Source organism: Pseudomonas sp. A1230 (genome assembly GCF_044218825.1).
GTDB classification, from domain to species: domain Bacteria; phylum Pseudomonadota; class Gammaproteobacteria; order Pseudomonadales; family Pseudomonadaceae; genus Aquipseudomonas; species Aquipseudomonas iridis.
Window position 1 is genome coordinate 834613 of sequence record NZ_CP162582.1, and the last position, 26145, is coordinate 860757.

24 protein-coding genes and 4 tRNA genes are annotated in these 26145 nt (G+C 59.0%); 18 read left to right on the forward strand and 10 right to left on the reverse strand.

Annotated elements, in window-relative coordinates; genetic code table 11:
• Nucleotides 1-9: 9 nt before the first annotated feature.
• Genes AB4P97_RS03970 through AB4P97_RS03980 form a run of 3 tightly spaced genes read left to right on the forward strand, consistent with a single transcriptional unit; the run spans nt 10 to nt 1952 of the window.
• Entirely contained in the window at nt 10-1218 is a 1209-nt protein-coding gene (locus AB4P97_RS03970; protein ID WP_042558325.1) for an MFS transporter, read from the forward strand.
• Entirely contained in the window at nt 1215-1337 is a 123-nt protein-coding gene (locus tag AB4P97_RS03975) for a hypothetical protein (RefSeq protein ID WP_267910631.1), read from the forward strand. The genes AB4P97_RS03970 and AB4P97_RS03975 overlap by 4 nt, the downstream gene beginning before the upstream one ends.
• Nucleotides 1338-1391: 54 nt before the next feature.
• The gene (locus tag AB4P97_RS03980) at nt 1392-1952 is read left to right on the forward strand and encodes a glutathione peroxidase (RefSeq protein WP_042558326.1); all 561 of its coding nucleotides are present in this window, start codon (nt 1392-1394) and stop codon (nt 1950-1952) included.
• 96 nt (nt 1953-2048) lie between these two features.
• On the opposite strand, the gene AB4P97_RS03985 is transcribed toward AB4P97_RS03980, so the two are convergent.
• From AB4P97_RS03985 to AB4P97_RS03995, 3 genes are all read right to left on the reverse strand, one after another.
• Nucleotides 2049-3320, reverse strand: a complete 1272-nt coding sequence (locus tag AB4P97_RS03985; protein ID WP_042558327.1) for an OmpP1/FadL family transporter — start codon at nt 3318-3320, stop codon at nt 2049-2051.
• A gap of 146 nt (nt 3321-3466) precedes the next feature.
• A complete protein-coding gene (locus AB4P97_RS03990; RefSeq protein WP_042558328.1) occupies nt 3467-3949 on the reverse strand; it encodes a hypothetical protein in 483 nt (160 codons plus the stop codon).
• 274 nt (nt 3950-4223) lie between these two features.
• A complete protein-coding gene (locus AB4P97_RS03995) occupies nt 4224-4448 on the reverse strand; it encodes a hypothetical protein (RefSeq protein ID WP_042558329.1) in 225 nt (74 codons plus the stop codon).
• A gap of 984 nt (nt 4449-5432) precedes the next feature.
• On the opposite strand from AB4P97_RS03995, the gene AB4P97_RS04000 reads away from it, so the two are divergent.
• A complete protein-coding gene (locus AB4P97_RS04000; protein WP_047300324.1) occupies nt 5433-5756 on the forward strand; it encodes a sel1 repeat family protein in 324 nt (107 codons plus the stop codon).
• 175 nt (nt 5757-5931) lie between these two features.
• The gene (gene rmuC / locus AB4P97_RS04005) at nt 5932-7296 is read left to right on the forward strand and encodes a DNA recombination protein RmuC (protein WP_162184597.1); all 1365 of its coding nucleotides are present in this window, start codon (nt 5932-5934) and stop codon (nt 7294-7296) included.
• A gap of 112 nt (nt 7297-7408) precedes the next feature.
• On the opposite strand, the gene AB4P97_RS04010 is transcribed toward rmuC, so the two are convergent.
• Both AB4P97_RS04010 and AB4P97_RS04015 read right to left on the reverse strand, forming a co-directional pair.
• On the reverse strand, nt 7409-10879 hold the full coding sequence (locus AB4P97_RS04010; protein ID WP_261736972.1) for a PAS domain-containing hybrid sensor histidine kinase/response regulator: 3471 nt from the start codon (nt 10877-10879) through the stop codon (nt 7409-7411).
• Nucleotides 10880-11125: 246 nt separating this feature from the next.
• Entirely contained in the window at nt 11126-11668 is a 543-nt protein-coding gene (locus AB4P97_RS04015) for a TetR/AcrR family transcriptional regulator (protein WP_042558333.1), read from the reverse strand.
• Between the two features lie 91 nt (nt 11669-11759).
• Between AB4P97_RS04015 and AB4P97_RS04020 the strand changes: the two genes are divergently transcribed.
• The 4 genes from AB4P97_RS04020 (at nt 11760) to AB4P97_RS04035 (ending at nt 16555) form a co-directional block, all read left to right on the forward strand.
• Complete coding sequence (locus AB4P97_RS04020; RefSeq protein ID WP_395602091.1) at nt 11760-12959, forward strand: MFS transporter; 1200 nt, start codon at nt 11760-11762, stop codon at nt 12957-12959.
• Nucleotides 12960-13011: 52 nt separating this feature from the next.
• Complete coding sequence (locus AB4P97_RS04025) at nt 13012-13323, forward strand: cupin domain-containing protein (RefSeq protein WP_042558335.1); 312 nt, start codon at nt 13012-13014, stop codon at nt 13321-13323.
• A gap of 106 nt (nt 13324-13429) precedes the next feature.
• The gene (locus AB4P97_RS04030) at nt 13430-14581 is read left to right on the forward strand and encodes a TDT family transporter (protein WP_042561995.1); all 1152 of its coding nucleotides are present in this window, start codon (nt 13430-13432) and stop codon (nt 14579-14581) included.
• Between the two features lie 99 nt (nt 14582-14680).
• Entirely contained in the window at nt 14681-16555 is a 1875-nt protein-coding gene (locus AB4P97_RS04035; RefSeq protein WP_042558336.1) for an MFS transporter, read from the forward strand.
• Between the two features lie 114 nt (nt 16556-16669).
• Here AB4P97_RS04035 and sugE read toward each other — a convergent pair whose 3' ends face one another.
• The 3 genes from sugE to rdgC form a co-directional block, all read right to left on the reverse strand.
• Complete coding sequence (gene sugE, locus AB4P97_RS04040) at nt 16670-16984, reverse strand: quaternary ammonium compound efflux SMR transporter SugE (RefSeq protein WP_042558337.1); 315 nt, start codon at nt 16982-16984, stop codon at nt 16670-16672.
• A gap of 118 nt (nt 16985-17102) precedes the next feature.
• The gene (locus AB4P97_RS04045; RefSeq protein ID WP_042558338.1) at nt 17103-18068 is read right to left on the reverse strand and encodes a bile acid:sodium symporter family protein; all 966 of its coding nucleotides are present in this window, start codon (nt 18066-18068) and stop codon (nt 17103-17105) included.
• A 153-nt stretch (nt 18069-18221) separates the two neighbouring features.
• Entirely contained in the window at nt 18222-19142 is a 921-nt protein-coding gene (gene rdgC, locus AB4P97_RS04050; protein ID WP_042558339.1) for a recombination-associated protein RdgC, read from the reverse strand.
• Between the two features lie 159 nt (nt 19143-19301).
• On the opposite strand from rdgC, the gene AB4P97_RS04055 reads away from it, so the two are divergent.
• The 4 genes from AB4P97_RS04055 to AB4P97_RS04070 all read left to right on the forward strand — a co-directional run bounded on the left by AB4P97_RS04055 (nt 19302) and on the right by AB4P97_RS04070 (nt 19836).
• Nucleotides 19302-19377 (forward strand) — tRNA-Val (locus tag AB4P97_RS04055).
• A gap of 19 nt (nt 19378-19396) precedes the next feature.
• Nucleotides 19397-19473: transfer RNA gene (locus AB4P97_RS04060), tRNA-Asp, on the forward strand.
• Nucleotides 19474-19664: 191 nt separating this feature from the next.
• Nucleotides 19665-19740, forward strand: a tRNA-Val gene (locus AB4P97_RS04065).
• 19 nt (nt 19741-19759) lie between these two features.
• Nucleotides 19760-19836 (forward strand) — tRNA-Asp (locus AB4P97_RS04070).
• Nucleotides 19837-20064: 228 nt separating this feature from the next.
• Here AB4P97_RS04070 and AB4P97_RS04075 read toward each other — a convergent pair.
• Both AB4P97_RS04075 and AB4P97_RS04080 read right to left on the reverse strand, forming a co-directional pair.
• A complete protein-coding gene (locus AB4P97_RS04075; protein ID WP_042558396.1) occupies nt 20065-21231 on the reverse strand; it encodes a catalase family protein in 1167 nt (388 codons plus the stop codon).
• Nucleotides 21228-23036 carry a di-heme-cytochrome C peroxidase gene (locus AB4P97_RS04080; protein ID WP_042558397.1) on the reverse strand — a complete coding sequence of 603 codons (1809 nt, stop codon included), beginning with the start codon at nt 23034-23036 and terminating at the stop codon, nt 21228-21230. Before AB4P97_RS04080 ends, AB4P97_RS04075 begins: the two co-directional genes overlap by 4 nt.
• Nucleotides 23037-23306: 270 nt before the next feature.
• On the opposite strand from AB4P97_RS04080, the gene AB4P97_RS04085 reads away from it, so the two are divergent.
• The 5 genes from AB4P97_RS04085 to AB4P97_RS04105 all read left to right on the forward strand — a co-directional run bounded on the left by AB4P97_RS04085 (nt 23307) and on the right by AB4P97_RS04105 (nt 26003).
• A complete protein-coding gene (locus AB4P97_RS04085; protein WP_042558398.1) occupies nt 23307-24023 on the forward strand; it encodes an FKBP-type peptidyl-prolyl cis-trans isomerase in 717 nt (238 codons plus the stop codon).
• A gap of 294 nt (nt 24024-24317) precedes the next feature.
• A complete protein-coding gene (locus AB4P97_RS04090; RefSeq protein ID WP_042558399.1) occupies nt 24318-24773 on the forward strand; it encodes a YkvA family protein in 456 nt (151 codons plus the stop codon).
• A 112-nt stretch (nt 24774-24885) separates the two neighbouring features.
• Nucleotides 24886-25227, forward strand: a complete 342-nt coding sequence (locus AB4P97_RS04095; protein ID WP_042558400.1) for a helix-turn-helix transcriptional regulator — start codon at nt 24886-24888, stop codon at nt 25225-25227.
• Nucleotides 25224-25595: a hypothetical protein gene (locus AB4P97_RS04100; protein ID WP_003223109.1), complete on the forward strand. Its 372-nt coding sequence runs from the start codon at nt 25224-25226 to the stop codon at nt 25593-25595. Before AB4P97_RS04095 ends, AB4P97_RS04100 begins: the two co-directional genes overlap by 4 nt.
• Nucleotides 25596-26003, forward strand: a complete 408-nt coding sequence (locus AB4P97_RS04105; RefSeq protein ID WP_047300331.1) for a sel1 repeat family protein — start codon at nt 25596-25598, stop codon at nt 26001-26003.
• The last annotated feature ends 142 nt before the right edge of the window (nt 26004-26145 follow it).

A 26145-nucleotide genomic window follows, 5' to 3' on the forward strand; every position in this document is an offset into this window, starting at 1 on the left:
AGAATAATAATGACATCGATGTGGCGTACGTGCGGTTGGGTGTTGCTGGGAAGTGCGCTGATCCTGGCGTTGTCATTGGGCGTGCGACACGGCTTTGGCCTGTTCCTTTCACCGATGAGTGCGCAGTTCGGCTGGGGGCGTGAGGTATTCGCCTTCGCCATTGCCTTGCAGAATTTGATCTGGGGTCTGGCGCAGCCGTTCACCGGCGCGCTGGCCGACCGTTTTGGCGCGGCAAAAGTAGTGCTGGTTGGCGGGGTGCTCTATGCCGTGGGTCTGGTGTGCATGGGCTTGTCCGACTCGGCGATGACGTTGTCATTGAGCGCTGGGTTGCTGATCGGTATCGGCCTGTCCGGCACTTCGTTTTCGGTGATCCTCGGCGTGGTCGGGCGGGCCGTGCCGCCGGAGAAACGCAGCATGGGCATGGGCATCGCCAGTGCCGCCGGGTCGTTCGGGCAGTTCGCCATGTTGCCGGGCACGCTCGGACTGATTGGTTGGCTCGGCTGGTCGGCCGCATTGCTCGTGTTGGGCCTGTTGGTGGCGATGATTGTGCCGCTGGTGAGCATGCTCAAGGACAAGCCGCTGCCGGTACTGGGCCATGAGCAGACGCTGTCCGAAGCCCTTCGCGAAGCCTGTTCGCATTCCGGATTCTGGCTGTTGGCGCTCGGTTTCTTCGTCTGCGGGTTTCAGGTGGTGTTTATCGGCGTGCATTTGCCGGCGTATCTGGTCGATCAACATCTGCCGGCCACCGTCGGCACTACGGTGCTGGCGTTGATCGGGTTGTTCAATATCTTCGGCACATACACGGCCGGATGGTTGGGTGGACGTATGTCCAAACCGCGTTTGCTGACGGCGCTGTATTTGATGAGGGCGGTGGTGATCGTGCTGTTCCTGTGGCTGCCGGTGACGACCACGACGGCCTATCTGTTCGGCATGGCGATGGGCTTCCTGTGGCTGTCGACGGTGCCATTGACCAACGGCACGGTGGCGACCTTGTTCGGCGTACGAAATCTGTCCATGCTCGGAGGTATTGTGTTCCTGTTCCATCAGCTCGGTTCGTTCCTCGGCGGCTGGCTGGGCGGGGTGGTGTATGACCGTACCGGGAGTTATGACTTGATCTGGCAAGTGGCGGTGCTTCTGAGTCTGCTGGCGGCGGCGTTGAACTGGCCGGTGCGCGAGCGTCCGGTCGAACGTCTGCAACCTCGTGTGAGCGTCGCATGAGCCGTCTCTGGCCGCGAATCGTCATTACCGCACTGGCTGCTGCATTGTTGGCGCTGGTGTGGTGGGGCTGGCAGCAGGGCGGCCTTGCCTTGATGCAGTTGGGCATGAGCATTTGCTAGAGACGTGCTTGGCGAGTAACTTCGAAGGCTGATGACTGCTCAAGGATGCTCGACATGCTGATGCGCTGGTGTGCTGTTCCCGTGTTGCTGATGGGGTTGACTGGCCTGGCCCAGGCCGCTGACTGTCCGGAATTGTTGCAAGGCTCGCTGCCCAAGTTGCGCGCCAAGGAATCCATCGATCTGTGCAAACAGTACGCGGACAAACCGCTGGTGGTGATCAACACCGCCAGCTTCTGCGGTTTTGCGCCGCAATTCGAAGGCCTTGAGGCGCTCAATCAACGCTACAAGGCGCAGGGGCTGGAAATGCTCGGCGTGCCTTCCAATGACTTCAAGCAGGAGTCCAAGGACAGCGTCGAGACCGCCAAGGTCTGCTACGCCAACTACGGCGTGACGTTTGCCATGACCGAGCCGCAGAAAGTCCGCGGCGATGATGCCACGCATATGTTCCAGGTGTTGGCCGCTCAGAGCAGCGCGCCGAAGTGGAATTTCTACAAATATGTAGTGGATCGCCAAGGCAAGGTGATCGCCAACTTCTCCAGCCTGACCAAACCGGATGATCCGGAGTTTATTGCGGCGATCGAAAAAGCTATCGCCTCGAAACCGCTGAAACCCTAAGGCTCAGAGTTAACGAGCCAGGCATAAAAAAGCCCCGCCTTCTGCAAAGAGAGCGGGGCTTTTTAGTGGGCGAGGGGTTAGCCCCGCCCGATAGCATCAGAAGCGGTAGGTAGCGCCGACGCCGAAGCCGTTTGCCGAGTTTTCATACTTGGCGTTGTAAGTCTGGCCACGATTATTTTCGTTACGAACGTTGACCGACTCTTCCTTCAGGTACGAATAGGCGACGTCGATGGTCAGGTCTTCGGTCGGGCTCCAGCCGGCACCGACGCTGAAGATGGTCCGGTCGCCAGTCGGGATGCGTGGCGAACGGTCGACGTTGTTGGTCGGCGACTGGTCGAAGGTCAGACCGGTGCGCAGCACCCATTCCTTGTTCAACTGGTACGAAGTACCGATCGCGTACGCCCAGGAGTCGTGCCAGTTCTGGTCTTCGTTGATTTCGCCGAACTGACCGGCCAGTGCAGGCTGAACGCCGGAGTTCTCGACGGTGATTTTATCCAGCTGGCTCCAGCGGGTAAAAGTCGAACCGGCGTAAACAGTCCACTGATCGTTGATCGCTTGAGTGACGGACAGATCCACCGACTCAGGTGTGGTGATCTTCAGCGACGCGTCGTACTTCTGGCTGGAGCTCAGACCGGCCAGGCCCAGTACGCCGTAGTTGACCTTGGTGTCGCCTTCGAGCTTGTAGTCGACTTTCGAGTGGTAAGTCAGACCCACGCGGGTGGAGTCGGTCGCTTGTACCAATACACCGATGTTGTAGCCCAGCGCGGTGTCGTCACCCTTGATCTTGACCTTGCCATCGGGGAAGGCCGGGGTGATTGACAGGTTGGATTCCAGCTTGCCGTCGATGCGGTTGATGGTCGGGCCGAAACCGATCGACACCTTGTCGTTGAAGGCGTAGCTGATGGTCGGCTGGAAGGTGATGACTTGCACTTCCGACTTGCTGCCGAAGTAACGGCCGGCGAAGTTGTTTTCGTAGTCGGTGATCAGGCCGAACGGCACGTAAACGCCGAAACCGAATGCCCAGTGATCGTCGATTGGCTTGACGTAGTAGCCCATAGGTACGGCGGTGAAGGGCACCATGTCGCCTTTGTTGCTCCCGCCATTCGGGCTGGAGCTGGCGTTGCTGATATCGGTCGATGCGTCGAGGAATGCAGCGCCACCGGTGATTTGTTCGCGCTTGATGCGCGACATGCCGGCAGGGTTGCCATAAACAGTGCTTGCGTCATCGGCAGAAGAAGATCGCCCGGCGTACCCAGTCCCCATCCCGCTAATGCTGTGTTCGTTGATGGCAAAGCCAGCGGCGAAAATCTGCGTGGATGCCAAGGTAACGGCAAGGCTAAGGGTGGTTTTGAGCATTACTTTTTTCATTATTAGAACTCCTGGTGATCACCGGGGCGAAAATTACCAACATTTTCGTCTCAGCGCTATAGCCTGAATGCCTTGATTTAGAGCGGTTTTGTAGGACAATCCGACCAAATTCGCGACCTGTTACAGGATCTTGCGGAACTGGACGGTCAGCAAGCGACCTGATTCAGCGGTGAAACACAAGTCTGCCAGGCGCAGGTGAAATCGCGCAGACGACCTTGAGGCTGGAAGGTCTGACGCCAGATTCGCGCCATACCGAGCAAGTCGTTCGGGTCGGGGAGGGTGGGGTTTTGTTCTTCCACCAGCAGCCAGGCGATAGCTGTGGCGTAACGCAGATTGACGGTCAATTCCAGGTGCGGTCCGCTGAGAAATGCGTGTTGGCTGGCCAGTCCGCGAACGAGGCTGGCACGTTCCGGATCAAGCGCCAGATAGTCATCCCAGAGTGCTTGATGGCGATGCTCGGCAATGCGGTAGAGGCCGTGTCCACGGCGGTCATGCAGGGCGGAGCCGAGGGCTGACTGGCTGGCGGCGATGCCCAGCAACAGTGATTCGGCGGTGGCGCAGTGACGGCCCAGATAAATCAGCGTGGGGCGAATCACGTAGCGGCACAGTTCGCTGGCAGCGATACCCATAAAGCCCTCGATCTTGTTATTGGGCGGCGACACCTGAAAGGGGCCTTGGCAGCGCTGGATCGGTTCAGGCTCGCCGGAAGCGGACAACGCCGCTTGAGTTGAAGTGTAGTGTCATATTCGCGACGTAAAGGACTGTTTTTAAAATATTTCCGGCTGCACGTTATAACCGTTATATCCGATGGTGCTTAAGCGCCAAGGCTCAAAAGTGAAACATCAGGCAATAAAAAGCCCCGCGTTTTAAGCGGGGCTTCGTTTGTTGCAGCCTTTTCGGCTCTCAGGCAACCAGTGCCTGACGCGTTCGATCAATAACAGCCTGCAGCGGTTCGGCGCTGGAGTACTGATCGGGATACAGACGCTCGCTGTGGCGGGCGATCCCGTGTTCGTTGACCAGTGTGAAACTGAAGCAGCCTTTGCGAGCGGCCATGATCAGGCAGTTCATTGGAGCAAAAGCGTTGGTTAGGGCGCGAATGGCGTCCTGAGTATGGATTTGAGTCGACATAGTTATTAGGTGTTCCTACAAATGACACGGATAAGAACCGTGCAACGTTAAAACGTTCCAGTAACGTCGACCACCATTGGTCGAACGAAGAACCCGACTGGAACAAAGCAGCCAGTTTGAAGCGCTGATAATTTGGCGCGCTTGGGCTGGCAGGTAGGTACTTAGGAGGACAGGCAACACATCAAGGGCAAAGGTTCTGGGCCCGGGGTGAAGATCCTGATCAATTTGCAGGTTGGTTCGGTCAGAGTAATCGGTCTTCGCAACACCCTTTGCATCATTCAAAGGCTGTGTCGTCGCAAGATTTACCTGGAAACCATCGAGGGGTCGTATCCGCTTTTTTTCGGTGAGGGCTTCTTGTTGGAAGGCGTACCGTGGGGATTGTTCGACCGGAATTGACTTTCAGCTTGGTACTAACGCCGCGGATAGTAACGGATCGAAATTGGTAAAGCAAACCCTGCGCCAAAAAAGTTGTGTTCTACAAGAAAACGCAGCCGATTGTGGGGGCGATCGTCCTCGCGGGGGCGGTAATCAGATAACAAATGAAACGTCAGGTTGACCACTCGTCGCCACAAAACCGTGCGCGGTTCCCACCGAGACGCCGCTTATCCCCAGCCCGAAGCGCAAAACGACCCGAAAAAGCGCACCGATATAACCGGGTAACAGGTACTTGTGCACATTAGTTGCACAGGCTGTAACGGCACTGTCATATCAAACCTGACCCTGATGGCTGCCTGTATCGAAAGTTTAAGTCAATGAAAAACATCGCTTTTTTTTGTTGGTGAAAAAATCGTCAGTTTGACTGCGGGCCCCATTCCATAAGGCTTTGCGAGGGTTGGAGGACGGTTGTCCACTGACTTATCCACAGCTTCTGTGGATTGTCCCGAGCGCTTGCTCTAGGACGGGCGTGCCGGGTTTTATTTCGACTTTACCTGTAAGAAAAAGAGAGTAGAGTGGCGCGCCTTCCGATCTGTCCCACAGTGCTTTATGAAGTTTCGCTCAGTATCAGACCCTGTTACCTCACAACCCCCTCCTGTTATCCCGCCCAAGCGATTTTCCGTGCGCGTGGCCGAATGGCTGCTCGACAGCCCGCGCCTGAGCGAAAGCCACAACGCCAAGCACCTTGCCGGCCGCCTGCTCAAGCAACCGGCGCGCGAAGGTGTGGTTGCCGCGCAAAGCCGCCTCGGCCAGTTGATGTGCCGTGAGTGTGGTAATGCACGCGATCGCCGCATCGGTCAGGATCTGCTGCGTCAGGCTGCTCGCGCTGGCGATCATCGTGCCCAAGTGGAACTCGGCCTGCTCGAAGACTGAGCTGTCCAAGTTCTGACACCTTGGTTACCCTTCAGGCTTTAACCGATCGGCAGGAGTCGCTATGGCTATGGACTTGACCAGCGTATTGCTCGGTCTCGCAGGCGCTGGGCTGCCGTTGTTGGCTTTGGCCTGGCAACTGCAACGTCGGGCAAGCAACGGGCAAGCGCAGGTGGCGTTGCTGGAAGAGCGGTTGGCCATGGCGCAACTGGCGCAGGACGGGCTCAACGCGCAACTGGATGCCGGTCGCGATGAAATCGCCGACCTCGGTCAGGCCAACGCTGCCAAGCAAGCAGAACTGGCAGCCCTGCGCCGCGAAGTCGAGCTGTTGCAGATAGAACGTGACGACGCCCGTGACGCCTCCCACGCCTGGAACCTTGAGCGCGCCAACAAGGAAGCCGAACTGCGCCGTCTCGACGCGCAGGCGGCTTCGCTGAACGCCGAACTGCGCGAGCAGCAGGAGAGCCATCAACAGCGCCTCGATGATCTGCAGGGTTCGCGTGATGAATTGCGGGCGCAGTTCGCCGAGCTGGCGGGCAAGATCTTCGACGAGCGTGAACAGCGCTTTGCCGAAACCAGCCAACAACGCCTCGGTCAGTTGCTCGATCCGTTGAAAGAACGCATTCAATCCTTCGAAAAACGTGTGGAAGAAAGTTACCAGGCCGAGGCCCGCGAACGCTTTTCGCTGGCCAAGGAGCTGGAGCGTCTGCAAGCGCTCAATCTGCGTTTGAGTGACGAAGCCACGAACCTGACCCGTGCCCTTAAAGGCCAGAAAACCCAAGGCAATTGGGGCGAGTTGATTCTCGAACGCGTGCTGGAACACGCAGGCCTGGAGAAGGGGCGCGAGTACCAGACGCAGGTCAATCTCAAAGGCCCGGATGGTGAGCGTTTCCAGCCAGACGTGGTCATTTATCTGCCAGGCGACAAACAGGTGGTGGTCGACTCCAAGGTCAGTCTCACGGCGTATCAGCAATACGTCGCGGCCGAGGACGACACGCTCGGACAGATCGCGATCAAGCAGCACGTACTGTCTCTGCGCAACCATGTCAAAGGCCTCGCCGGCAAGGATTACAAACGCCTGGAAGGCCTGCACAGCCTCGATTTCGTTTTGCTCTTCGTGCCGATCGAAGCCGCGTTTTCGGCGGCATTGCAGGCCGAACCATCGCTGTTTCAGGAGGCGTTCGACCGCAACATCGTGATCGTCAGCCCAACCACATTGCTGGCGACATTGCGCGTTATTGACAGCCTGTGGAAGCAAGAGCGTCAGAGCCAGAACGCGCGGGAAATCGCCGAGCGCGCCGGGTGGCTTTACGACAAGTTCGTGCTGTTCATTCAGGATCTGGACGAAGTCGGCAATCGTCTGCAACAACTGGACAAAGCCTACAGCTCGGCGCGCAACAAACTGACAGAAGGGCGCGGCAACCTGGTCAGCCGCAGTGAGCAACTCAAACTGTTGGGCGCACGGGCGAGCAAAAGCTTGCCGGCGGATCTGCTGGAGCGGGCGATGACAGATGTTGATGGGTTGGTTGAGTTGCCGGAATAGTCTGAAAAGCTTCGCGAGCAGGCTCGCTCCCACATGAATCACCTGAACATTGTGGGAGCGAGCTTGCTTGCGAGGACGGCAGCGGTATCGCTACAACACCCAAGTCGTACGTTTACAGCGGCAGATACCGACTCAACAACGCCCGCAACGCCGCCGGTTTCACCGGTTTGGCCAGATAATCCAGCCCCGCTGCATGCACCTGCGCAATCATCTCCGGGCGCCCGTCGGCGCTGATCACCACGCCCGGCACCGGCTCGCCGAGACGCGTGCGCAGCCACGCCATCAACTCGGTGCCGGTATCGCCGTGATCCAGGTGATAGTCGACCAGCGCCAGTTGCGGCCGCACTCCGTCACTGAGCAACGCCTCGCATTCCTCGCGATTGCGCGCCGTCCAGACCTGGCAGCCCCAGCGGCTTAACAGGCTGTTCATGCCGATCAGAATGCTGTCTTCATTGTCGATGCACAGTACTTGTGCGCCGTTCTGCAGTTTGCCGTTCAATTCCACAGAGGCAATGGCCGGTATGGTTTGCGTACGCGCATACGGCACCGTAACGCTGAACACACTGCCGCGCCCCGGCCACGAGCGCACGCGCAGGGTATGCCCGAGTACGCGGCACAGGCCATCAGCGATTGCCAGCCCAAGCCCCAGGCCTTTTTCGGCGCGCGTCTGATGGCTGTCGAGACGTTTGAATTCCTCGAATATCACCTGTTGCTTGTCTTCCGGAATGCCCGGTCCGCGATCCCATACTTCCAGGCACAACTTCCCGCCGCGCCGCCGTACACCGAGCAATACCGGGCCTTTGGCATAGCGGAAAGCGTTGGTCAGGAAGTTTTGCAGAATCCGCCGCAGCAACTTGATGTCGCTGTCGATGCGCATGTGGCTGCCACGCACACGGAAGGTCAAACCTTGCTCCTGGGCCAGCGCCTTGAACTCGGCGCCGAGAATGTCGAACAGTTCGTTCACCGCAAAGGACTTGCGATCGGGATTGATCTTGCCGTTTTCCAGGCGGGAAATGTCCAGCAGATCACTGATCAGGTCCTCGGCCGAGCGTAACGAACTGTCGAGATGCTGCACCAGTTTCTGCGCCTCGCTGCTCAATCCGTCGTCTTGGTGGGAGAGGGCGGCGGAGAACAGTCGCGCGGCGTTCAACGGCTGCATCAAGTCATGGCTGACCGCTGCGAGAAAGCGGGTTTTCGATTGGTTGGCGGTTTCGGCGGTGCCCTTGGCTTCGGTCAGCGCGACGTTGAGTTGCGACAGTTCCTGGGTTCGCTCGCTGACCCGTTGTTCCAGGCCTTCGTTGGCCTCGGTCAGCGCCTGTTCGGCTTCACGGAACGCGGTGATGTCGGTGAAACTCATGACGAAGCCGCCACCGGGCATCGGATTGCCGATCAGCTCAATCACCCGGCCGTTGGGGAACAGCCGTTCGGAGGTGTGCGCGCGGCCCTGACGCATCCAGTGCAAACGACGCGCGACATGCACTTCCGCCTCGCCGGGACCACACAACCCGCGCTCGGCGTTGTAGCGAATGATGTCGGCGATTGGCCTGCCGACGCTGATCAAACCGTCCGGGTAGTTGAACAACTCCAGGTAACGTCGATTCCAGGCGACAAGCTTCAGCGACTGGTCGACCACGCTGATGCCTTGGGTGATGTTTTCAATCGCGCCTTGGAGCAGAGCGCGGTTGAATTGCAGGACTTCCGAGGCTTCGTCAGCGATTCGGACTACGTCCTCCAACTGCATTTCCCGACCTTCGATCGCGGCTTTTACCACCGCTCGCGTCGAAGAAGCGCCCAGGACACCGGCCAGCAAGCGCTCGGTATGGGCGATCCATTCGCCGTCGGCGTTCTGGTTCGGGTTGAAAGCCTTGCCTTGGCGGTAGGCGAATCGAATAAAGCTCTGGCGAGCACGCTCCTCACCGACAAACCGCGCCGCCAGTTGCAGCAGATCGTCGACTTGCACCGACAGCATCGACCGCGCACTGGGTCGGGCGCTGATCTCCTGACCGATGAATCGCCCAGCCTGCCAGTGCTCCGACACCCGCGTGCGCGACAGCACCGAAACCCAGGCAAACAGCGTGAAATTGCCGGCCAGTGACAACACCACGCCTTGGGTCAGCGGGCTGATTGGCAGGTTCAGCGGGTTACTGTGCAGCCACGCCAACCCCGGGAAACTGTTCAGCGACCAGCCGAGGCTGTGGGCGGCAATCGGCAAAACCAGCGTGTAAAACCACAGGAAAGTGCCGGCGGCGAGACCGGCGAACACGCCGCGCCGGTTGGCCTGTTTCCAGTACAGCGCGCCGAGCATGGCCGGCGCCAGTTGGGTCACGGCGGCGAAGGCAATCTGGCCGATGGTCGCCAGGCTCGCCGTCGAACCGAGCAGGCGATAGCTGACGTACGCCAGCAACAGAATCACCACAATGCTCACGCGGCGCACCGACAGCATCCACTGGCGGAACACCTCAAACGGGCGCTCGGCGTTATTGCGTCGCAGCAGCCACGGCAACAGCATGTCGTTGGAAACCATGGTCGACAGCGCCACACTCGCGACAATGACCATACCGGTGGCCGCCGACGCGCCGCCGATAAACGCCAGCATCGCCAACGCCGGATGGGCCTGAGCCAGAGGCAGGCTGATCACGAACGAGTCGGGCAATACGTCGCTCGGCAGCAGCATCTGACCGGCCAAAGCGATCGGGACTACAAACAGTGCCGCCAGCGCGAGGTACGCGGGGAACACCCATTTGGCCAGGCGCAGATCCTGCGGATCAATGTTCTCGACCACCGTGACGTGAAACTGCCGTGGCAGGCAGATGATCGCCATCATCGCGACGCCGGTCTGTACTACCATCGACGGCCAATTAATGGTTTCTTTCCAGTATTCCTCGAGGCGCGGGGCGAGCATGGCTTGATTGAACAGGTCGTCGAAACCGTCGTAGAGGCCGTAGGTGACGAACGCGCCGACGGCGAGAAAGGCGAACAGCTTGACCAGCGATTCAAAGGCAATCGCCAGCACCATGCCGCGGTGGTGCTCGGTGGCGTCGAGGTTGCGCGTGCCGAAGACGATGGTGAACAGCGCCAGCACCAGTGACACGATCAATGCGGTGTCCTGGGCGCGAGTGCCCATTGCATCGGCACCAGCACCGATCAACAGGTTCACACCGAGGACGATGCCCTTGAGTTGCAGAGCGATGTAGGGGAGGACGCCGACCAGGCAGATCAGCGCGACGACGACCGCCAGCGATTGCGATTTGCCGTAGCGCGCAGCAATGAAGTCAGCGATGGAGGTGATGTTCTCCTGTTTGCTGATCATCACCATTTTCTGCAAGACCCACGGCGCCCCGACCAACAGCAATATCGGCCCGAGGTAAATCGGCAGGAATGACCACAGCTGTTCAGCCGCCTGGCCGACCGCGCCGAAAAATGTCCAACTGGTGCAATAAACCGCCAGCGACAGGCTGTAGACCCACGCGCGCACTCGCGGCGGCAACGGCGTGCTGCGACGGTCGCCGTAGAAGGCGATGGCGAACATGATGGCCATATAGGCCAGGGCGACGGCGGCGATCAGCCCGGTGGACAACGACATGCAACACTCCCGACTAAAGACTCCCCGGCACTCCTGCCCGGGCGGACAGTCTCGCATGCGCGCGGCGGTTAGTCAGTGTCGACCAAGGTCGTGGCGTGGCGGGGTGTCGCAGGAATGGAACCGGGCGGTTCTGCGGTGACTGCCAAGGCCTCATCGCTGGCAAGCCAGCTCCCACAGGGATCTTCAGTGAACACAAAATTTGTGAACTCCACAGATCTTGTGGGAGCTGGCTTGCAAGCGATGGCGTTAGTCCTGCTGCAACGCGATATCAATCAGTCGATGCAATTCATCCACCTCCAGCGCCGCCGCTGAAAACAGAATCCGGAACACGACCGGCGCCACGACCTGATTGATCAACCGATCGACACTGGGCGCCGCCTCATCGGGATGGCGCTCGATAATGGTCTGCAACTGCGCCCCGATGATCGCCACGCAATACCCCGGTGTGGCGCTCGCCTGCACGTCGCGCATCATGTTGCGCCCAGGCTCGGAGCTCATCTCGTCGAGATATTGCTCGGCCCATGCGCGGATGTCGCTGCGCAGGCTGCCGGTTTCCGCGGGCTCGCTGTCGGGGCGCATGCGGGCGAGGGCAACGTCGGCCAGCAACGCCGCCAGATCGCCCCAGCGCCGATAGATCGTCGACGGCGTAACGCCCGCACGCGCCGCAATCTGCGGGACGGTCACGGTCGAGCGCTCCTGCTCTTGCAGCAGTGCGCGGACTGCCGAATGTATCGACTCTTGCACCCGGGCACTGCGACCGCCGGGGCGTAAACCTTCTTTAATAGCCATGCGTCAGACCTTAACACAAAGAATTTGCTTTAAGCATTGAGCGGTAGCACACTCCGCAAAAGCAAAAAATTAGCTTTTGCGGAGTGTGCATATGATTAACCCCCAGTCCCGATTAGCGTCCAACCGTCCCAGCCTGTGGTTTCTGGCGATCACGTTACTCAGTTTTCTCGCCGCTTCCACCGCGCCGACACCGCTGTACCACCTTTATCAGGATCAACTGCACTTCTCGGCAGCGGTGCTGACCCTGATTTTCGGCGTCTACGCTCTGAGTCTGTTGGCGGCGCTATTAACCGTCGGTTCGCTCTCCGATCATCTGGGACGCAAACCGGTGATCTTCACCGCCGTGTTGCTCAACGCACTGGCGATGTTGCTGTTCATCAGCGCCTACAGCGTGACGTGGTTGATCAGCGCGCGCGTGCTGCAAGGCTTCGCCACCGGTATGGCGACTGCGGTCCTCAGCGCGACATTGCTCGACATTGACCGTCAGCAAGGGCCGTTGATCAACAGCGTCGCGCCATTGCTGGGCATGGCGCTGGGCGGCATGGGCTGTGGCTTGTTGGCGGAGTTCGCGCCGGCGCCGTTGCAACTGACCTATTGGTTACTGCTCGCGCTGTTTGTGGGGCAGGCACTGTATGTCTGGCGGCTGCCCGAAAGCGTGTCCCCCCAAGCGGGCGCATGGGCATCGTTGCGGCCGACACTGCATGTGCCGGTTCAGGCCCGCGCAACGCTGTGGCGGGTCCTGCCACTGAATACCGCGACCTGGGCGCTCGGTGGTTTTTACGCATCGCTCGCACCGTCGCTGGTGCGCACCGCCACAGGCTCCACGTCCAACCTGATTGGCGGCGCCACCGTAGCGGCATTGACCGTGACCGGGGCACTGATGATCTTCATCCTGCGCAATCGTCCTGCCACGCGCGCTTTGCAGTTGGGCGCAAGTCTGCTGCCGATTGGGCTGGTGTTGATCCTGCTCGGTGTGCACAGCGCCAGCCTGTCGCTGTTCTTCCTCGGCACACTGGTGGCCGGTTGTGGTTTCGGTGCCGGATTTCTCGGCGCGGTGCGCAGCCTCGTACCGCTGGCCTTGCCCCATGAGCGGGCCGGGTTGATGTCGGCGTTTTATGTGCTGAGTTATCTGGCGTTTTGCTTGCCGGCGCTATTGGCAGGGCATTTCACCCATCGCCTGGGGCTGCTCGCGACGACCGATGTGTATGGCGCGGTGCTGATCGTGCTGGCAGTGGCGGCGCTTTTGCTCAGTCTGCGGGCTCGACCGGCCAAGGTGTGCGGCGCTCCATAACCACCGCGCTTTCGGTTAGCCTTGCGCAGCCATTCTGCCAACGGATCGACCCATGAAGATTATTCGCAGCAAAACCTTCACCGCCGAGCGTGCCTGGGGGGCCCTGGACATCGCCAATATGAACGGCATCACCACGCGCCTGCACTGGACTGATCAGCCGTATAAATGGCACGTCAACGACGGTGAGGAAGTGTTCGTGGTACTCGATGGGCAGGTGCAGATGCGCTATCGCGAAAATGGTGAAGAAGAGCGAGTGATGCTCGAAGTCGGTGACATCTTTTACGCCTCGGTCGGCACCGAACACGTTGCCCATCCGCAGGGCGTGGCGCGGATTCTGGTGATCGAGTGCGAAGGCAGCGTTTGACTGCTTATCTGTAGAATAGATAACAGTTAGAGATATTACCCGTTATATAGATATTCGATTTGGATCTACCATGGACTCAACCTCACCAGAGGAAGAGGATTTCATGATGATTTGCCCCAACAACACCAAACCCGGTTTAAAGCCGCTCAGCCAACTTCAGCACCCGCGCGAAGTGATCCGCCAATTCACGCCGAACTGGTTCGCTGCGACCATGGGTACCGGTGTGCTGGCACTGGCCTTGGCGAATTTGCCGGTCGCGATCCCCGGTTTACACGCCGTGGCTGAAGGGCTGTGGCTGTTCAACATCCTGTTGTTCACCTTGTTTACCGTAGCCTACGCCGCCCGCTGGATTCTGTTCTTCGACGAGGCACGGCGGATTTTCGGGCATTCCACCGTGTCGATGTTCTTCGGCACCATTCCCATGGGCCTGGCAACGATCATCAACGGATTTCTGCTGTTCGGGCTACCGCGTTGGGGCGAGGGCGTCATTCAGCTTGCCGAAGTGCTGTGGTGGATCGATGTGGCGATGTCGCTGGCCTGTGGCGTATTGATCCCCTACATGATGTTCACCCGTCAGGAACACAGCATCGACCAGATGACTGCCGTTTGGCTGTTGCCGGTGGTGGCAGCAGAAGTCGCGGCGGCCAGTGGTGGTCTGCTCGCGCCGCACCTGACCGATGCTCACTCGCAACTGGTGGTGCTGACCACAAGCTACGTGCTCTGGGCATTTTCCCTACCGGTGGCGTTCAGCATTCTGACCATCCTGTTGTTGCGCATGGCCCTGCACAAACTGCCCCACGAAAACATGGCCGCCTCGAGCTGGCTGGCACTCGGGCCAATCGGTACCGGTGCGCTGGGCATGTTGTTGATGGGCGCTGAAGCACCGGCAATTTTCGCTGCCAACGGCTTGCCGGGCGTTGGCGAAATCGCTTCGGGCCTTGGTCTGGTGGCCGGGATCACCCTGTGGGGGTTCGGGCTGTGGTGGATGTTGATGGCGTTGCTGATCACCGTTCGCTATCTGCGTGACGGCATTCCGTTCAACCTCGGCTGGTGGGGTTTCACCTTCCCGTTGGGCGTGTATTCGCTGGCGACCCTGAAACTCGCCAGTACGCTGAACCTTGGCTTTTTCAGCGTGGTCGGCTGCGTGTTGGTGACATTGTTGGCGGTGATGTGGCTGATCGTTGGCAAGCGCACCGTACAAGGAGCGTGGCGCGGCGAACTGTTTGTCTCGCCGTGCATTGCAGGTTTGAAGAAATAACCTGAAAAGTTTAGGTAAGGTGTGGCCTGGATCGCGGATCGGCATTCCAATAAGCAGTATCCAGGCCTCTCTACCTTAAACATCAGGGAAACACGGAAGATGAGTCACCCCTCACAGTTCAACCTGCTGCGCACCCGGCGCTTCCTGCCGTTCTTCATTACGCAGTCGCTCGGCGCGTTTAACGACAACGTGTTCAAGCAGTCGTTGATCCTCGCCATTCTCTATCGGCTGACCATCGAAGGTGACCGCTCGATCTGGGTCAACCTGTGTGCGTTGCTGTTTATCCTGCCGTTCTTCCTGTTCTCGGCGCTGGCCGGGCAGTTCGGCGAGAAATTCGCCAAGGATGCGTTGATCCGTCTGATCAAACTGGCGGAAATCGCCATCATGGCTGTGGGATCCGTCGGCTTTCTCTTCGATCACTTGTGGCTGATGCTGGTGGCGTTGTTCGCCATGGGCACCCACTCGGCGCTGTTCGGGCCGGTGAAGTATTCGATCCTGCCGCAAGCCTTGCGCGAAGAAGAGCTGGTCGGCGGCAACGGTCTGGTGGAGATGGGCACGTTCCTCGCGATTCTGGCCGGCACCATCGGCGCCGGTGTGATCATGTCGTCGACCCACTACGCGCCGCTGGTGTCGATCGCCATCGTCGGCATTGCGGTGCTGGGGTATTTGGCCAGCCGCAGCATTCCCCGCGCGGCGGCTTCATCCCCGGATATGCGCCTGAACTGGAACATCTTCAGCCAGTCCTGGGCCACCCTGAAACTGGGCTTGGGCCAGACGCCGGCGGTGTCGCGCTCGATAGTCGGTAACTCGTGGTTCTGGTTTGTCGGGGCGATTTATCTGACGCAGATCCCGGCCTACGCCAAGGAGTGGATGCACGGCGACGAAACCGTGGTCACCTTGATCCTCACTGTATTCTCGGTCGGGATTGCTCTGGGTTCGATGCTCTGCGAGAAGCTTTCCGGGCGCAAAGTCGAGATCGGTCTGGTGCCGTTTGGTTCGTTCGGTCTGACCGTGTTCGGCCTGCTGCTGTGGTGGCATTCCGGGGGAATTCCCGACAGCGTCACCGGCCATAGCTGGATTGAAGTGCTGAGTTTTGGCCACACCTGGGCGGTGCTGTTCGACATTCTCGGCCTCGGTGTCTTCGGTGGTTTCTACATCGTGCCGCTGTATGCGTTGATCCAGTCGCGCACTGCCGAGAACGAGCGGGCACGGGTGATCGCGGCCAACAACATTCTCAACGCGCTGTTTATGGTTATTTCGGCCATCGTGTCGATCGTGCTGCTGAGTGTGGTCGAGCTGTCGATCCCGCAACTGTTCCTCGTGGTGTCGCTGCTCAACATCGGCGTCAATGCCTACATCTTCAAGATCGTCCCCGAGTTCAGCATGCGCTTCATGATCTGGCTGCTCAGCCATTCCATGTACCGCGTCGAACATCGCAACCTGGACGCGATTCCGGATGAAGGTGCGGCGTTACTGGTGTGCAATCACGTTTCGTTCGTCGATGCGTTGCTGATTGGCGGCGCAGTGCGTAGGCCAATTCGCTTCGTCATGTACTACAAAATCTACAACCTGCCGGTGCTGAACTTTATCTTTCGCACGGCCGGGACGATTCCGATTGCCGGCCGCAACGAAGACATCCAGATCTACGAAAAAGCCTTCAGCCGGATCGCCCAATATCTGAAGGACGGTGAACTGGTGTGCATCTTCCCTGAGGGCAAGTTGACGACCGATGGCGAGATCAACGAGTTCAAGGGCGGGCTGACGCGGATTCTCGAAGAGACACCGGTGCCGGTGATTCCGCTGGCATTGCAGGGGTTGTGGGGAAGTTTCTTCAGTCGCGATCCGAACAAAGGCGTGTTTCGGCGGTTGTGGTCGCGGGTGACGCTGGTGGCGGGTTCTGCTGTTGCTGTGGAAGCGGCTGAGCCGGCGAAGTTGCAGGGGTTGGTGGGAGAGTTGCGTGGGGCAGTTAGATAGTCGGCGATTTTAAGGGCCTCTTCGCGAGCAGGCTCGCTCCCACAGTTGATCGTATTCCTCTGACGGAACGCGGTTGAATGTGGGAGCGAGCCTGCTCGCGAAAGCGGTAGAAGCCTAAGCGCTGACCTTAAGGCCAATCAACCCGGTAATGATCAGCGCCACACTGGCCAGCCGAATCAGCGCCATCGACTCACCAAACAGAATGATCCCGGCAATCACCGTGCCCACGGCACCCACACCCGTCCAGATCGCATAGGCCGTGCCCAGCGGCAATTCCTTCATCGCAAGGCCCAGCAAGCCAAGGCTGACGGCCATGGCTGCAATGGTCAGTGCGGTGGGGAGTGGACGGCTGAAGCCATCGGTGTATTTGAGGCCGACGGCCCAGCCGACTTCGAACAGGCCGGCGAAAAACAGAATGATCCAGGACATGAAAGACCTCCATCGGTTGACGGGGTCGTCCCCAGATTAAAACTCGATCGAGCCGCAGGGTCGTCCCCGCGTTACGCAACATATTGACGAGCATTAATCCGGGGATCAAGTTCGCAGGTCAGTCAGTCGCCTGCTGTGCCAACGTTTCGCGATCTTCCTTTTCGCTCATCCGCCGGAAATACGTCGACAGCAGCGCCCCGGAAATGTTGTGCCAAACGCTGAACAAGGCGCTTGGTACCGCCGCCAGTGGCGAGAAGTGTGCACTGGCCAGCGCGGCGCCCAACCCCGAGTTCTGCATGCCCACTTCCAGTGCCAGCGATTTACGCTGCGCCAGCGGCAGGTTGAACAAACGCCCGGTGAAGTAGCCCAGCAAGTAGCCGAAGCTGTTGTGCAGCATCACCACCGCCATGATCAACACGCCGGATTCGGCGATTTTGGCCTGACTGGCCGCCACTACGGCGGTCACGATGATCACGATGCTCACCACCGACACCAGCGGCAGCACCTCCACCGCATGACGAACCTTGTCGCCCAGCAAACGTTGCGCAACCACGCCCAGAACGATCGGCAACAGCACCACTTGCAGGATCGACCAGAACAGCTCCATGAACGACACCGGCAACCACGCCGAGGCCAGCAGCCAGATCAGCGCCGGGGTCAACAGCGGGGCGAGGAGGGTGGTGACGGCGGCGATGGCCACCGACAACGCCAGATCACCTCGGGCCAGCCAGGTCATCACGTTGGATGAAGTGCCGCTCGGGCAGCAACCGACCAGAATCACGCCGACGGCGATCTCCGGTGGCAGATGAAAAATCTGGCAAAGCAACCACGCCATGCCCGGCATGATCACGAAATGTGCGACCACGCCCAGCGCCACACGCCAGGGTTGGCGGGCGACGGCGGCGAAGTCATCGAGTTTGAGGGTCAGGCCCATGCCGAACATCACCAGCCCGAGCAACGGCACGATCGCGCTCTTCAGGCCGAGGAACCACGAAGGTTGCAGGAAGGCCACAACGGCGAAAATCAGAACCCAGTAAGCGAAAGTGTTGCCGACAAAGCGGCTGAGTGCTGCCAGTGCGCGCATGGCTTGTTCCTTGTTATGCGAAAGCGTTAGGAAGCTAAGCATACGTCGCCAGCAAAAAGATCGCAGCCTCCGGCAGCTCCCACAGGAAAATGCATTCCAGATGTAGAAGCTGCCGAAGGCTGCGATCTTTTAAGTTTTCACACAAAAGGCAGGTCAGATCCCCTGCGGAGTCTCTTCGCCACCCAATGCTTCAACCAGCGCCGGCAGGAAGTCGCCGAACGTCAGCATCATCAGTGTAAAGCTGGCATCCAGTTGGCCGAGGGCTTCTTCGCCGCCGTCCTGTTCCGCCTGATCCTGCAACAGATCTTCGAACTTCAGGCGTTTGACGGTCATCTTGTCGTCGAGCATGAACGACAACTTGTCCTGCCAGGCCAGCGACAGCTGAGTAACGACTTTGCCGGTGCTCAGATGCAGCTGGATTTCTTCGCTGGTCAGGTCCTGACGCTTGCAACGCACGATACCGCCGTCTTCGTGGGTGTCGCGCAGTTCGCACTCGTCCAGCACATAGAAGTCGTCGGCGGCTTTCTGCGTGGTGACCCATTCGGTCATGGTCGCGGTTGGCGACATTTTCACGGTCAACGGGCGGACGGGCAGGGTGCCGATCACTTCACGCAGGGTCGACAGCAGGTCTTCGGCGCGTTTCGGGCTGGCCGAGTTGACCAGGATCAGACCCTGTTTCGGCGCGATGGCAGCGAAGGTCGACGAACGACGGATGAAGGCGCGCGGCAGGAAGGCCTGGATGATTTCATCCTTGATCTGGTCGCGTTCCTTCTTATAGACCTTGCGCATCTGCTCGGCTTCGATCTCTTCGACCTTTTCCTTGACCGCATCACGTACGACGCTGCCCGGCAGAATGCGTTCTTCTTTACGCGCAGAGATCAGCAGGAAATCACCGCTGACGTGCACCAGTGGAGCATCTTCGCCTTTGCCGAACGGCGCGACGAAACCGTAGGTGGTCAACTCCTGGCTTGCACATGGACGCGCCAGTTTGGTGGCCAGTGCAGTTTCCAGCGCCTCGGCATCGACAGGCAGGTCTTGGGTCAGGCGATAGATAAGCAGGTTTTTGAACCACATGGGGTGAGTCTCTCCTCTATACAAAGGGGGGCATTATTGTCTTCGCCGTGGCATAGGCCAACCCTTCTCTAAGCCTTTGGAAGGCCTCGGAAAATTATTTAAAAAAGTGCTTGCCAGAGGTGGGGTCGCTCCGTAGAATGCGCGCCACACCGAAGCGAAGGGTGATTAGCTCAGCTGGGAGAGCGTCTGCCTTACAAGCAGAATGTCGGCGGTTCGATCCCGTCATCACCCACCATTCGTTTCATGTGTTACGCGCAGCGGTAGTTCAGTCGGTTAGAATACCGGCCTGTCACGCCGGGGGTCGCGGGTTCGAGTCCCGTCCGCTGCGCCATATTCGGTAACCTGGAACGCTGAACGCCAGGTCACCACGGAAAAACCCGCCAAGGCGGGTTTTTTTCTGCTCCAAGGTTGTACCCGCGGGATGTGTCGTTTTACCTGTTTTCGGATTTATTTGAAAAAATATTCAATTAAATCAACACGTTACGAAAACTTGTGGCATAATGCGTCCCGTAACGAAGTGAAGGGTGATTAGCTCAGCTGGGAGAGCGTCTGCCTTACAAGCAGAATGTCGGCGGTTCGATCCCGTCATCACCCACCATTCGTTTCAAGCGTTTCGCGCAGCGGTAGTTCAGTCGGTTAGAATACCGGCCTGTCACGCCGGGGGTCGCGGGTTCGAGTCCCGTCCGCTGCGCCATATTCGGTAATCTGGAACACTGAACGCCAGATCGCCACAGAAAGCCCGCCTAGTGCGGGCTTTTTGCTGTCTGGCGTTTGGCTTTTTGTGTGCCAGACACAAGTCCTGTGGTGATGGGACTTAATTTCCCGATGGCTTGCACCGCAGGCTCAGGATTTCAGATGCTGGGGCCGCTGAGCAGCCCATCGTGGATTAAATCCGATCGCCAGAGCTAGTCTGCCTGTCCCGCTATTGTGTGGCGTTTTGGCTATGTCGATAGTCACTCACGGCCTCATACACTGCTTTACGCAAGCGGTTGATTCCGCCAATCGGCCGATGCGCCTCAATGCCAAACCACGGATTGAAAGAAAGGTTGTCGCACGCGAGATTCAGCGCCGGGGTGTCGAAGTCCTGCGGAGGCAGCGTGATGTGGGCCACGGTTTCGAAGGGAGCATCGCGCTCGCGCCACTCGATGCTGGTGTCCTCGATGGGCATGTATCGGTTGGCGTCCTGACGCTGAATCTGCAAGACAAAACACGCGGGGACGCGATCCGTCGACAACTGCTGGGTCAAGGCACTGCGCAGGAAATTCGGCAGATCCTGATTTTGCCGGGGCAGGGTGTACGTCGGGCAATTGTCGGGGGCCGGTGCCACCCTGAACTTGGCGTTGGCTTCACTGAATTTATACGGCGAGACCGAGAAATACGTAGTCTCTGTCGGGCTCTTGGGGGGCGGCGACAGGGTTGCCAAGGCGATAAACAAATGCCGGATCTGCCAGGTACGTGGGTCCCATCCGGGGAAAAATGCCATGACCTTTTTGCCGTCAGCCTGCGCGGCCACATTTTGACGGTACTCGGCGACATCGCTGACAAAAAAGTTCGGGTGACTGAACATCACGAAATCTTGTTCATGTTGATGCTGGCGGTTTTCGAGTAATTGTTTGCCGGGAACGTCGAACAGTTTGATCGCCATACCCCGAGCATCACGCATGCTGTCGAACTGCGGGTAGGCATTGCCGTTGGACAGGCGAATCATCGCCTGCCAGGTTTTGCCCGGCTCACTGAACACGCCTTGTCGCAGCGACTCAGCCAGTTCCGGCAATATTTTCACTTCAGCTTTTACGCAACCATGCGCCTTGGCGTGAGCATCGCGAAGATAGCGCGTGCCTTCACGGTGTTGATCGACGATGCGCACAGCCGTCTGGATCACGTCCTGAGTCATGCCTGCCTCATCGGCCGGGATCTGCTCCAGTGTCGACACCGGGCCACGATGCTGCCAGGCAAACCACGCAGTGCCGATGGCCCAGCCGAGCAGGCCGATGGCGAGCAGGATCAACAGGGTTTTGCCTAGCAGACGTCCCAGCCAAAGCCAGAATCGAGCCCGCAGTGGCAGTTCTTTCTTGAAGGTCGAGATCATGGCAATTGCGCCTCCAATGGGCCGCCGAGAACTTTCAGGTATTCCAGCAATGCCCAGCGCTCTTCAGGTTGCAGCAGGCGGCCGATGACGCCATTGCCACGTTCGCCGGCGCGGAATTCATGACCGCTGTTGCGATTGCCGCTGATCCGCGTATCGAACAGGAAGCCGTTGGTAAAGGCTTCGGTGCGATAGCCCAGATGCCGAGGGTCGTATTCGAAGGTGCCTTTATAGAAGGTGGTGGCGCGCTCATCCTGTGGCGACAGCAGCTGATAAAGGCTCGGCACCGAGCCGTTGTGCAGAAACGGTGCGGTGGCCCACACGCCAGCCAGTGGGCGCGCCTTGTAGGCGACCTTTTCGCGCACGCCGATGGGCAGACCGAAACCGTCGAGACGAGGTTTTTCTTCAGGGCTGACGTTTGCCTCGCGATAAGCACGGTTTTCGACGAATGCGGTGACGTACGCCAGGCCTTTGGCCACAGACAACTGGCCCAGGTCCAGCGGTTCCTTGGGCGACGGATGCAGTTTTACGTCCATTTTTTCCAGCTCCTGCAGATTCCATTGCAGGGCTGTCAGGTCGAAGCGGTGGTTGGCAACGTTGTTGGCCGCGTTCGGATCGGTGCCGATCACCGCGACGGGCAACATGTGCAAATGCTGCACCCAGCGGTCGCCCTCCTGAGTCTTGCGCGGGACGTGGCAACTGGCGCAGTTTTCGGCAAACAGCGTACGGCCCTTGGCGGCCAGCGCCTTGTCGACCGCCCCGAACAGCTCCTCGGGCCAGGCGGGCGGTTGCAGGCGTTGCAGGGTTTCTTCGATTTTATTCAGGTCGCGCACGCGCACGCTGGAGGGGTAGCGGTCATCGCCTTGCAGCGGTTGGCCGTTGGCATCGAAGAAGTTCAGAGTCGCGCCGACGCCCAGAGCCTCGCCAATATTGCGCGCCATCGGCTGTTGCGCCGAACCGTTCCACTGCACCCAGTCAAACGTCCACATGTCCCACAGTTGCGGGTAGTCCACTGGCGCGTTGGCCACGCGATAGTTGGCGGGGGAAATCGCGTCGCCGAATGTCGCGTTGGCAATTCGCCCGAACGCATCGGTACGGCCCGGCCCTTCCTCAGTTGGGTAAAGGCCGCGGTGAGTGTCGTTCCAGGCGACTTTCAGAAAGGTGTCCAGCGAGGCTTTGAAATCCTTGCGCAGCTGTTCGTGGCGAGCGTCGTAGTCATCGCCCAGGACGCTTCGCGCGAAGCGTTCGAATTTCCACGGGTTGTAGTAAGTCGAGGTCAGACTGGCGACCAATGCCTGTCCGAAACTGCCACCGCGTAACGTAGGAACGCTGGAAGGCAGGACATGCTGTGCCGTGCCGCCGTCGATGCGAACAGCCTGACCGTTGAAACGCAGTTCACCGGTGTGGCAAGCCGCGCAAGTTATGTCCAGATATTGCTCGGAGCTGCGAGGATTCTGGTGTCGTGCGAAACCGACCGGAAGGTTGCCAGGGTTGTCTGGCGTGGCTTTCTGCTGCGGATCAATCAAAAAGCCAAAGCGTGCGAGGTATTCAGGGGAGGCGAAGCGCTGCTGCGAGAATGGCAACTCCAATGCCTGGAACCATTCATAGCGCAGCCCTTTGACCTGTGTGCCCTGGGGCGTGAAGTAATAGGTCTGCCGCTCCTGCTCAGTCCACTGATTCAGGTAATGCACCTGCTGGGCCGGGGTGTAGAAGGGCAATTTCGGGTTGGCGACGTAATACAAAACCACCGCAAGGACGAGTCCCAGCAGGAGCGCGATCAGGGTCAGAACGCGGAGTAAGAGGCGCAAGTTAAACATCCTTGTCGAATTGTTGCGCTGTTATGCCTGAGCCTGACCTTGTGTGGCAAGTTGCCATTAGGCCAGATGTTGGAGCAAGGAGAGTCGGTCGTTGTCGTCGGCAGATGACAGAAGCTTCATCGTGTCTGCGCCCCAATGCGTTTTAATCCCTGAACTTATCGGAAGTTTCCTGCTCTCATGCCGGTAGCCATTGGTCGTGGCGGCCTGATAAGCTCGCGGCTTTACTCGATTGCCCTTTCGGCGCATGAACAAGGAAATAGCATGAAACAGCATCGGTTGGCGGCGGCGGTAGCCCTGGTTAGCCTGGTACTTGCGGGTTGTGATTCGCAGACCAGCGTAGAGCTGAAAACCCCGGCGCAAAAAGCTTCCTACGGTATCGGCCTGAACATGGGCAAGAGCCTGGCTCAGGAAGGCATGGATGATCTGGACTCCAAAGCGGTAGCCCAGGGCATCGAAGATGCCGTCGGCAAGAAAGAACAGAAGCTGAAAGATGAAGAGCTGGTCGAAGCTTTCGCCGCGCTGCAAAAGCGTGCCGAAGAGCGTATGGCCAAGATGAGCGAAGAGTCGGCGTCCGCCGGCAAGAAATTCCTCGAAGAAAACGGCAAGAAGGCTGGTGTGACTACTACCGCTTCCGGCCTGCAATACGAAGTGGTCAAGAAAGCCGACGGCGCACAGCCTAAGCCTACCGACGTAGTGACCGTTCACTACACTGGCAAGCTGACCAATGGCACCGTCTTCGACAGCTCCGTCGAGCGCGGCAGCCCGATTGATCTGCCGGTGAGCGGCGTGATTCCGGGTTGGGTTGAAGGTCTGCAACTGATGCACGTTGGTGAGAAGTACAAACTGTACATCCCTAGCGATCTGGCTTACGGTGCGCAATCGCCAAGCCCGGCAATCCCGGCCAACTCGGTTCTGGTCTTCGACCTGGAACTGCTGGCTATCAAGGATCCAGCCAAAGAAGACGCCGCTGCCAAGTAATCGGTAACGGCTTCGACAACAACGCCTCGCTTATGCGGGGCGTTGTTGCATCTGGACCTTGAGAAGGGTAAACAAAGCGAACCGACGCCGGTCAGAGGAGTCATAGGCTTTGAGGCTGCCCGCGCTAGACGCCCTGAGCCGCCAAGTCAATGAAATATTGGGGTTTTTTATGTGAGTAAAAAACGCCCGATCTGAGCGCAGCCCTTATAAAACGGGGCTCTCAGCGCGCAAATGCAGCTCTGTTCACAAGGTTATCCACAATTTGTGTGGATAACATTTCAACGGGAGGAATAGATGAAAGCTCCGTGGAATTTCGCTCGATTCCTGCCTTTGGCTGGCCGCCTGCTGGCTCGCGGCCGTCTGCCGACCTTGCTGTTCGCGGTGGCCAGCAAAGGCGCGGCGCAAGGCAATCGGCTCGGCAAGCTCAAGGATGACCTGCGTTTGCTTCAGGCTTTGTGTCTGGCCTACTGGCGCGGAGAGTACCGGGCGATCAGTGGCAAGGCTCTGGTTTCAGTGGTCGCGGGCCTGATGTACTTTCTCAGCCCGGTGGACGCGATTCCGGATTTCATCCCGGTATTCGGCATGCTCGATGACATCGCCGTCCTCGCCTGGCTGATGAAAGTCCTCGATGATGAACTCGGTGCCTTCCGGCTCTGGCGCAATCGCCAGAATCCGGAAAAACTGGCAGTCGCGGAACGCTTGCCCGATACCCCCGAACAACTTCAGCTCCAGGGTCCGAAAAAGCCCTGATTCATTCGGCTCGCAGACAGATAGATACCCCTCGCGACCTTGGCCGCTGTTAGGATTACACTTCTAGGGAAAAGTGCCGACTCGCTAAGTGTTGTTGTCCTACGGGGTAGTCATGGATATTCAGATAATTGCACGCGATGGCGAACCCGAATACGCGGTTCTGCCTTGGGCTCAGTATCAGGCTCTACTAAAAGCAGCAGGTATCAAAGAAGCACCGTCGCAGCAGGCTCCAGAGCCGCTCGCGGCAACGCCGGACCCGATTCTTCCAGGTCTGGATCAACTACGCAGTTTGCGCGAAGGGAAGGGCATCGCCATCGAGGCGTTGGCCCGCACGGTAGGCATTAGCCCGTCATATCTGGCCATGATCGAAAGTGGTGAGCGTCTGCCTGACGCCGCGATTCGTCGTAGCCTCGCTTGGGAGCTGACGGTGCCAGGGTGGAGGGATGAATCGTGAGCGTACGCATCAGTCGTCAACATTGGGACGGATTACTCGGGGAACTGGACCAGGCGCGCCGACAGCGTCATCTGCTGACCTACCGGGCCTTGCTTGAACGGCTGCAATTGCCGACACCGGCGATGCAAACCCTGACTGCCGCGCTTGAGCACCTGGCCGCGCTGGATGCCAAGGCCGAACAGCCGTTGCGCAGCTCGCTGGTGATCAGCCAAGGCGCGAGTCGTTTGCCGCGCACCGGTTTTTTTGAATGTGTCGAACGTCTGGGGCGGTTTTCCGGGCCGTCCGATGGCGTTGCCGCAGCGTCCTGGCATGCATCGGAAGTGGTCAGGGTTTTCGAGTATGAATACCCGGAATCAGCGGAGGCCTGAGTGTTTCTACGACTCAAGGCGCGGGCCAGCTATTGGCTGGCTCGCAGGCTGTTTCACTGGTCATGGTTTGTGCGCCAGCCTCGCGGGTGGCGCTGGCTTGAAGGTCAGTTTGCACGCATGGCCAACCTCGGCGATGTCGGCGCGCAAAGCTTCTATGGCCACATTCTGACCTTTCGCGGTGTGGGGCTGGGAGCGCGTGAAGAAGGCGTGCGCCTGTTGCGGTTGGCGGCTCTGGCGGGTGATGGCAAAGCGGCCTATCAGGTTGGTGTGATCAGCTTGGCTGGCACCGCGAGCAAAGCGCCAGACCCTGCCGAAGCCGCGCGCTGGTGGGGAATGGCCGCCAAGGCCGGGCACCCGTTGGCCGAGCTTAAATTGAAAGAGCTGGGTGCTGGAGATTCAACGCAGTAAATCCATTTGTGTCGTCCGATAAACGGGGCGTGAGGGAAACCTCACGCCCCGTTTGCGTTTTGTCTGCTCGTTTAGCTCTTTTGCTGTTTTTGCAGATAAATCCTACAGCCATCGCTTACTCGCCTGACTTCTTTTCTGATTG

Excerpts from the sequence above, each read along its gene's own strand:
- AB4P97_RS03970 (WP_042558325.1), top strand. The coding sequence starts at position 10 with ATGACATCGATGTGGCGTACGTGCGGTTGGGTGTTGCTGGGAAGTGCG.
- AB4P97_RS03975 (WP_267910631.1), top strand. The coding sequence starts at position 1,215 with ATGAGCCGTCTCTGGCCGCGAATCGTCATTACCGCACTGGCTGCTGCA.
- AB4P97_RS03980 (WP_042558326.1), top strand. The coding sequence starts at position 1,392 with ATGCTGATGCGCTGGTGTGCTGTTCCCGTGTTGCTGATGGGGTTGACT.
- AB4P97_RS03985 (WP_042558327.1), bottom strand. The coding sequence starts at position 3,320 with ATGAAAAAAGTAATGCTCAAAACCACCCTTAGCCTTGCCGTTACCTTG.
- AB4P97_RS03990 (WP_042558328.1), bottom strand. The coding sequence starts at position 3,949 with ATGGGTATCGCTGCCAGCGAACTGTGCCGCTACGTGATTCGCCCCACG.
- AB4P97_RS03995 (WP_042558329.1), bottom strand. The coding sequence starts at position 4,448 with ATGTCGACTCAAATCCATACTCAGGACGCCATTCGCGCCCTAACCAAC.
- AB4P97_RS04000 (WP_047300324.1), top strand. The coding sequence starts at position 5,433 with ATGAAGTTTCGCTCAGTATCAGACCCTGTTACCTCACAACCCCCTCCT.
- AB4P97_RS04010 (WP_261736972.1), bottom strand. The coding sequence starts at position 10,879 with ATGTCGTTGTCCACCGGGCTGATCGCCGCCGTCGCCCTGGCCTATATG.
- AB4P97_RS04015 (WP_042558333.1), bottom strand. The coding sequence starts at position 11,668 with ATGGCTATTAAAGAAGGTTTACGCCCCGGCGGTCGCAGTGCCCGGGTG.
- AB4P97_RS04020 (WP_395602091.1), top strand. The coding sequence starts at position 11,760 with ATGATTAACCCCCAGTCCCGATTAGCGTCCAACCGTCCCAGCCTGTGG.
- AB4P97_RS04025 (WP_042558335.1), top strand. The coding sequence starts at position 13,012 with ATGAAGATTATTCGCAGCAAAACCTTCACCGCCGAGCGTGCCTGGGGG.
- AB4P97_RS04030 (WP_042561995.1), top strand. The coding sequence starts at position 13,430 with ATGATTTGCCCCAACAACACCAAACCCGGTTTAAAGCCGCTCAGCCAA.
- AB4P97_RS04035 (WP_042558336.1), top strand. The coding sequence starts at position 14,681 with ATGAGTCACCCCTCACAGTTCAACCTGCTGCGCACCCGGCGCTTCCTG.
- sugE (WP_042558337.1), bottom strand. The coding sequence starts at position 16,984 with ATGTCCTGGATCATTCTGTTTTTCGCCGGCCTGTTCGAAGTCGGCTGG.
- AB4P97_RS04045 (WP_042558338.1), bottom strand. The coding sequence starts at position 18,068 with ATGCGCGCACTGGCAGCACTCAGCCGCTTTGTCGGCAACACTTTCGCT.
- rdgC (WP_042558339.1), bottom strand. The coding sequence starts at position 19,142 with ATGTGGTTCAAAAACCTGCTTATCTATCGCCTGACCCAAGACCTGCCT.
- AB4P97_RS04075 (WP_042558396.1), bottom strand. The coding sequence starts at position 21,231 with ATGATCTCGACCTTCAAGAAAGAACTGCCACTGCGGGCTCGATTCTGG.
- AB4P97_RS04085 (WP_042558398.1), top strand. The coding sequence starts at position 23,307 with ATGAAACAGCATCGGTTGGCGGCGGCGGTAGCCCTGGTTAGCCTGGTA.
- AB4P97_RS04090 (WP_042558399.1), top strand. The coding sequence starts at position 24,318 with ATGAAAGCTCCGTGGAATTTCGCTCGATTCCTGCCTTTGGCTGGCCGC.
- AB4P97_RS04095 (WP_042558400.1), top strand. The coding sequence starts at position 24,886 with ATGGATATTCAGATAATTGCACGCGATGGCGAACCCGAATACGCGGTT.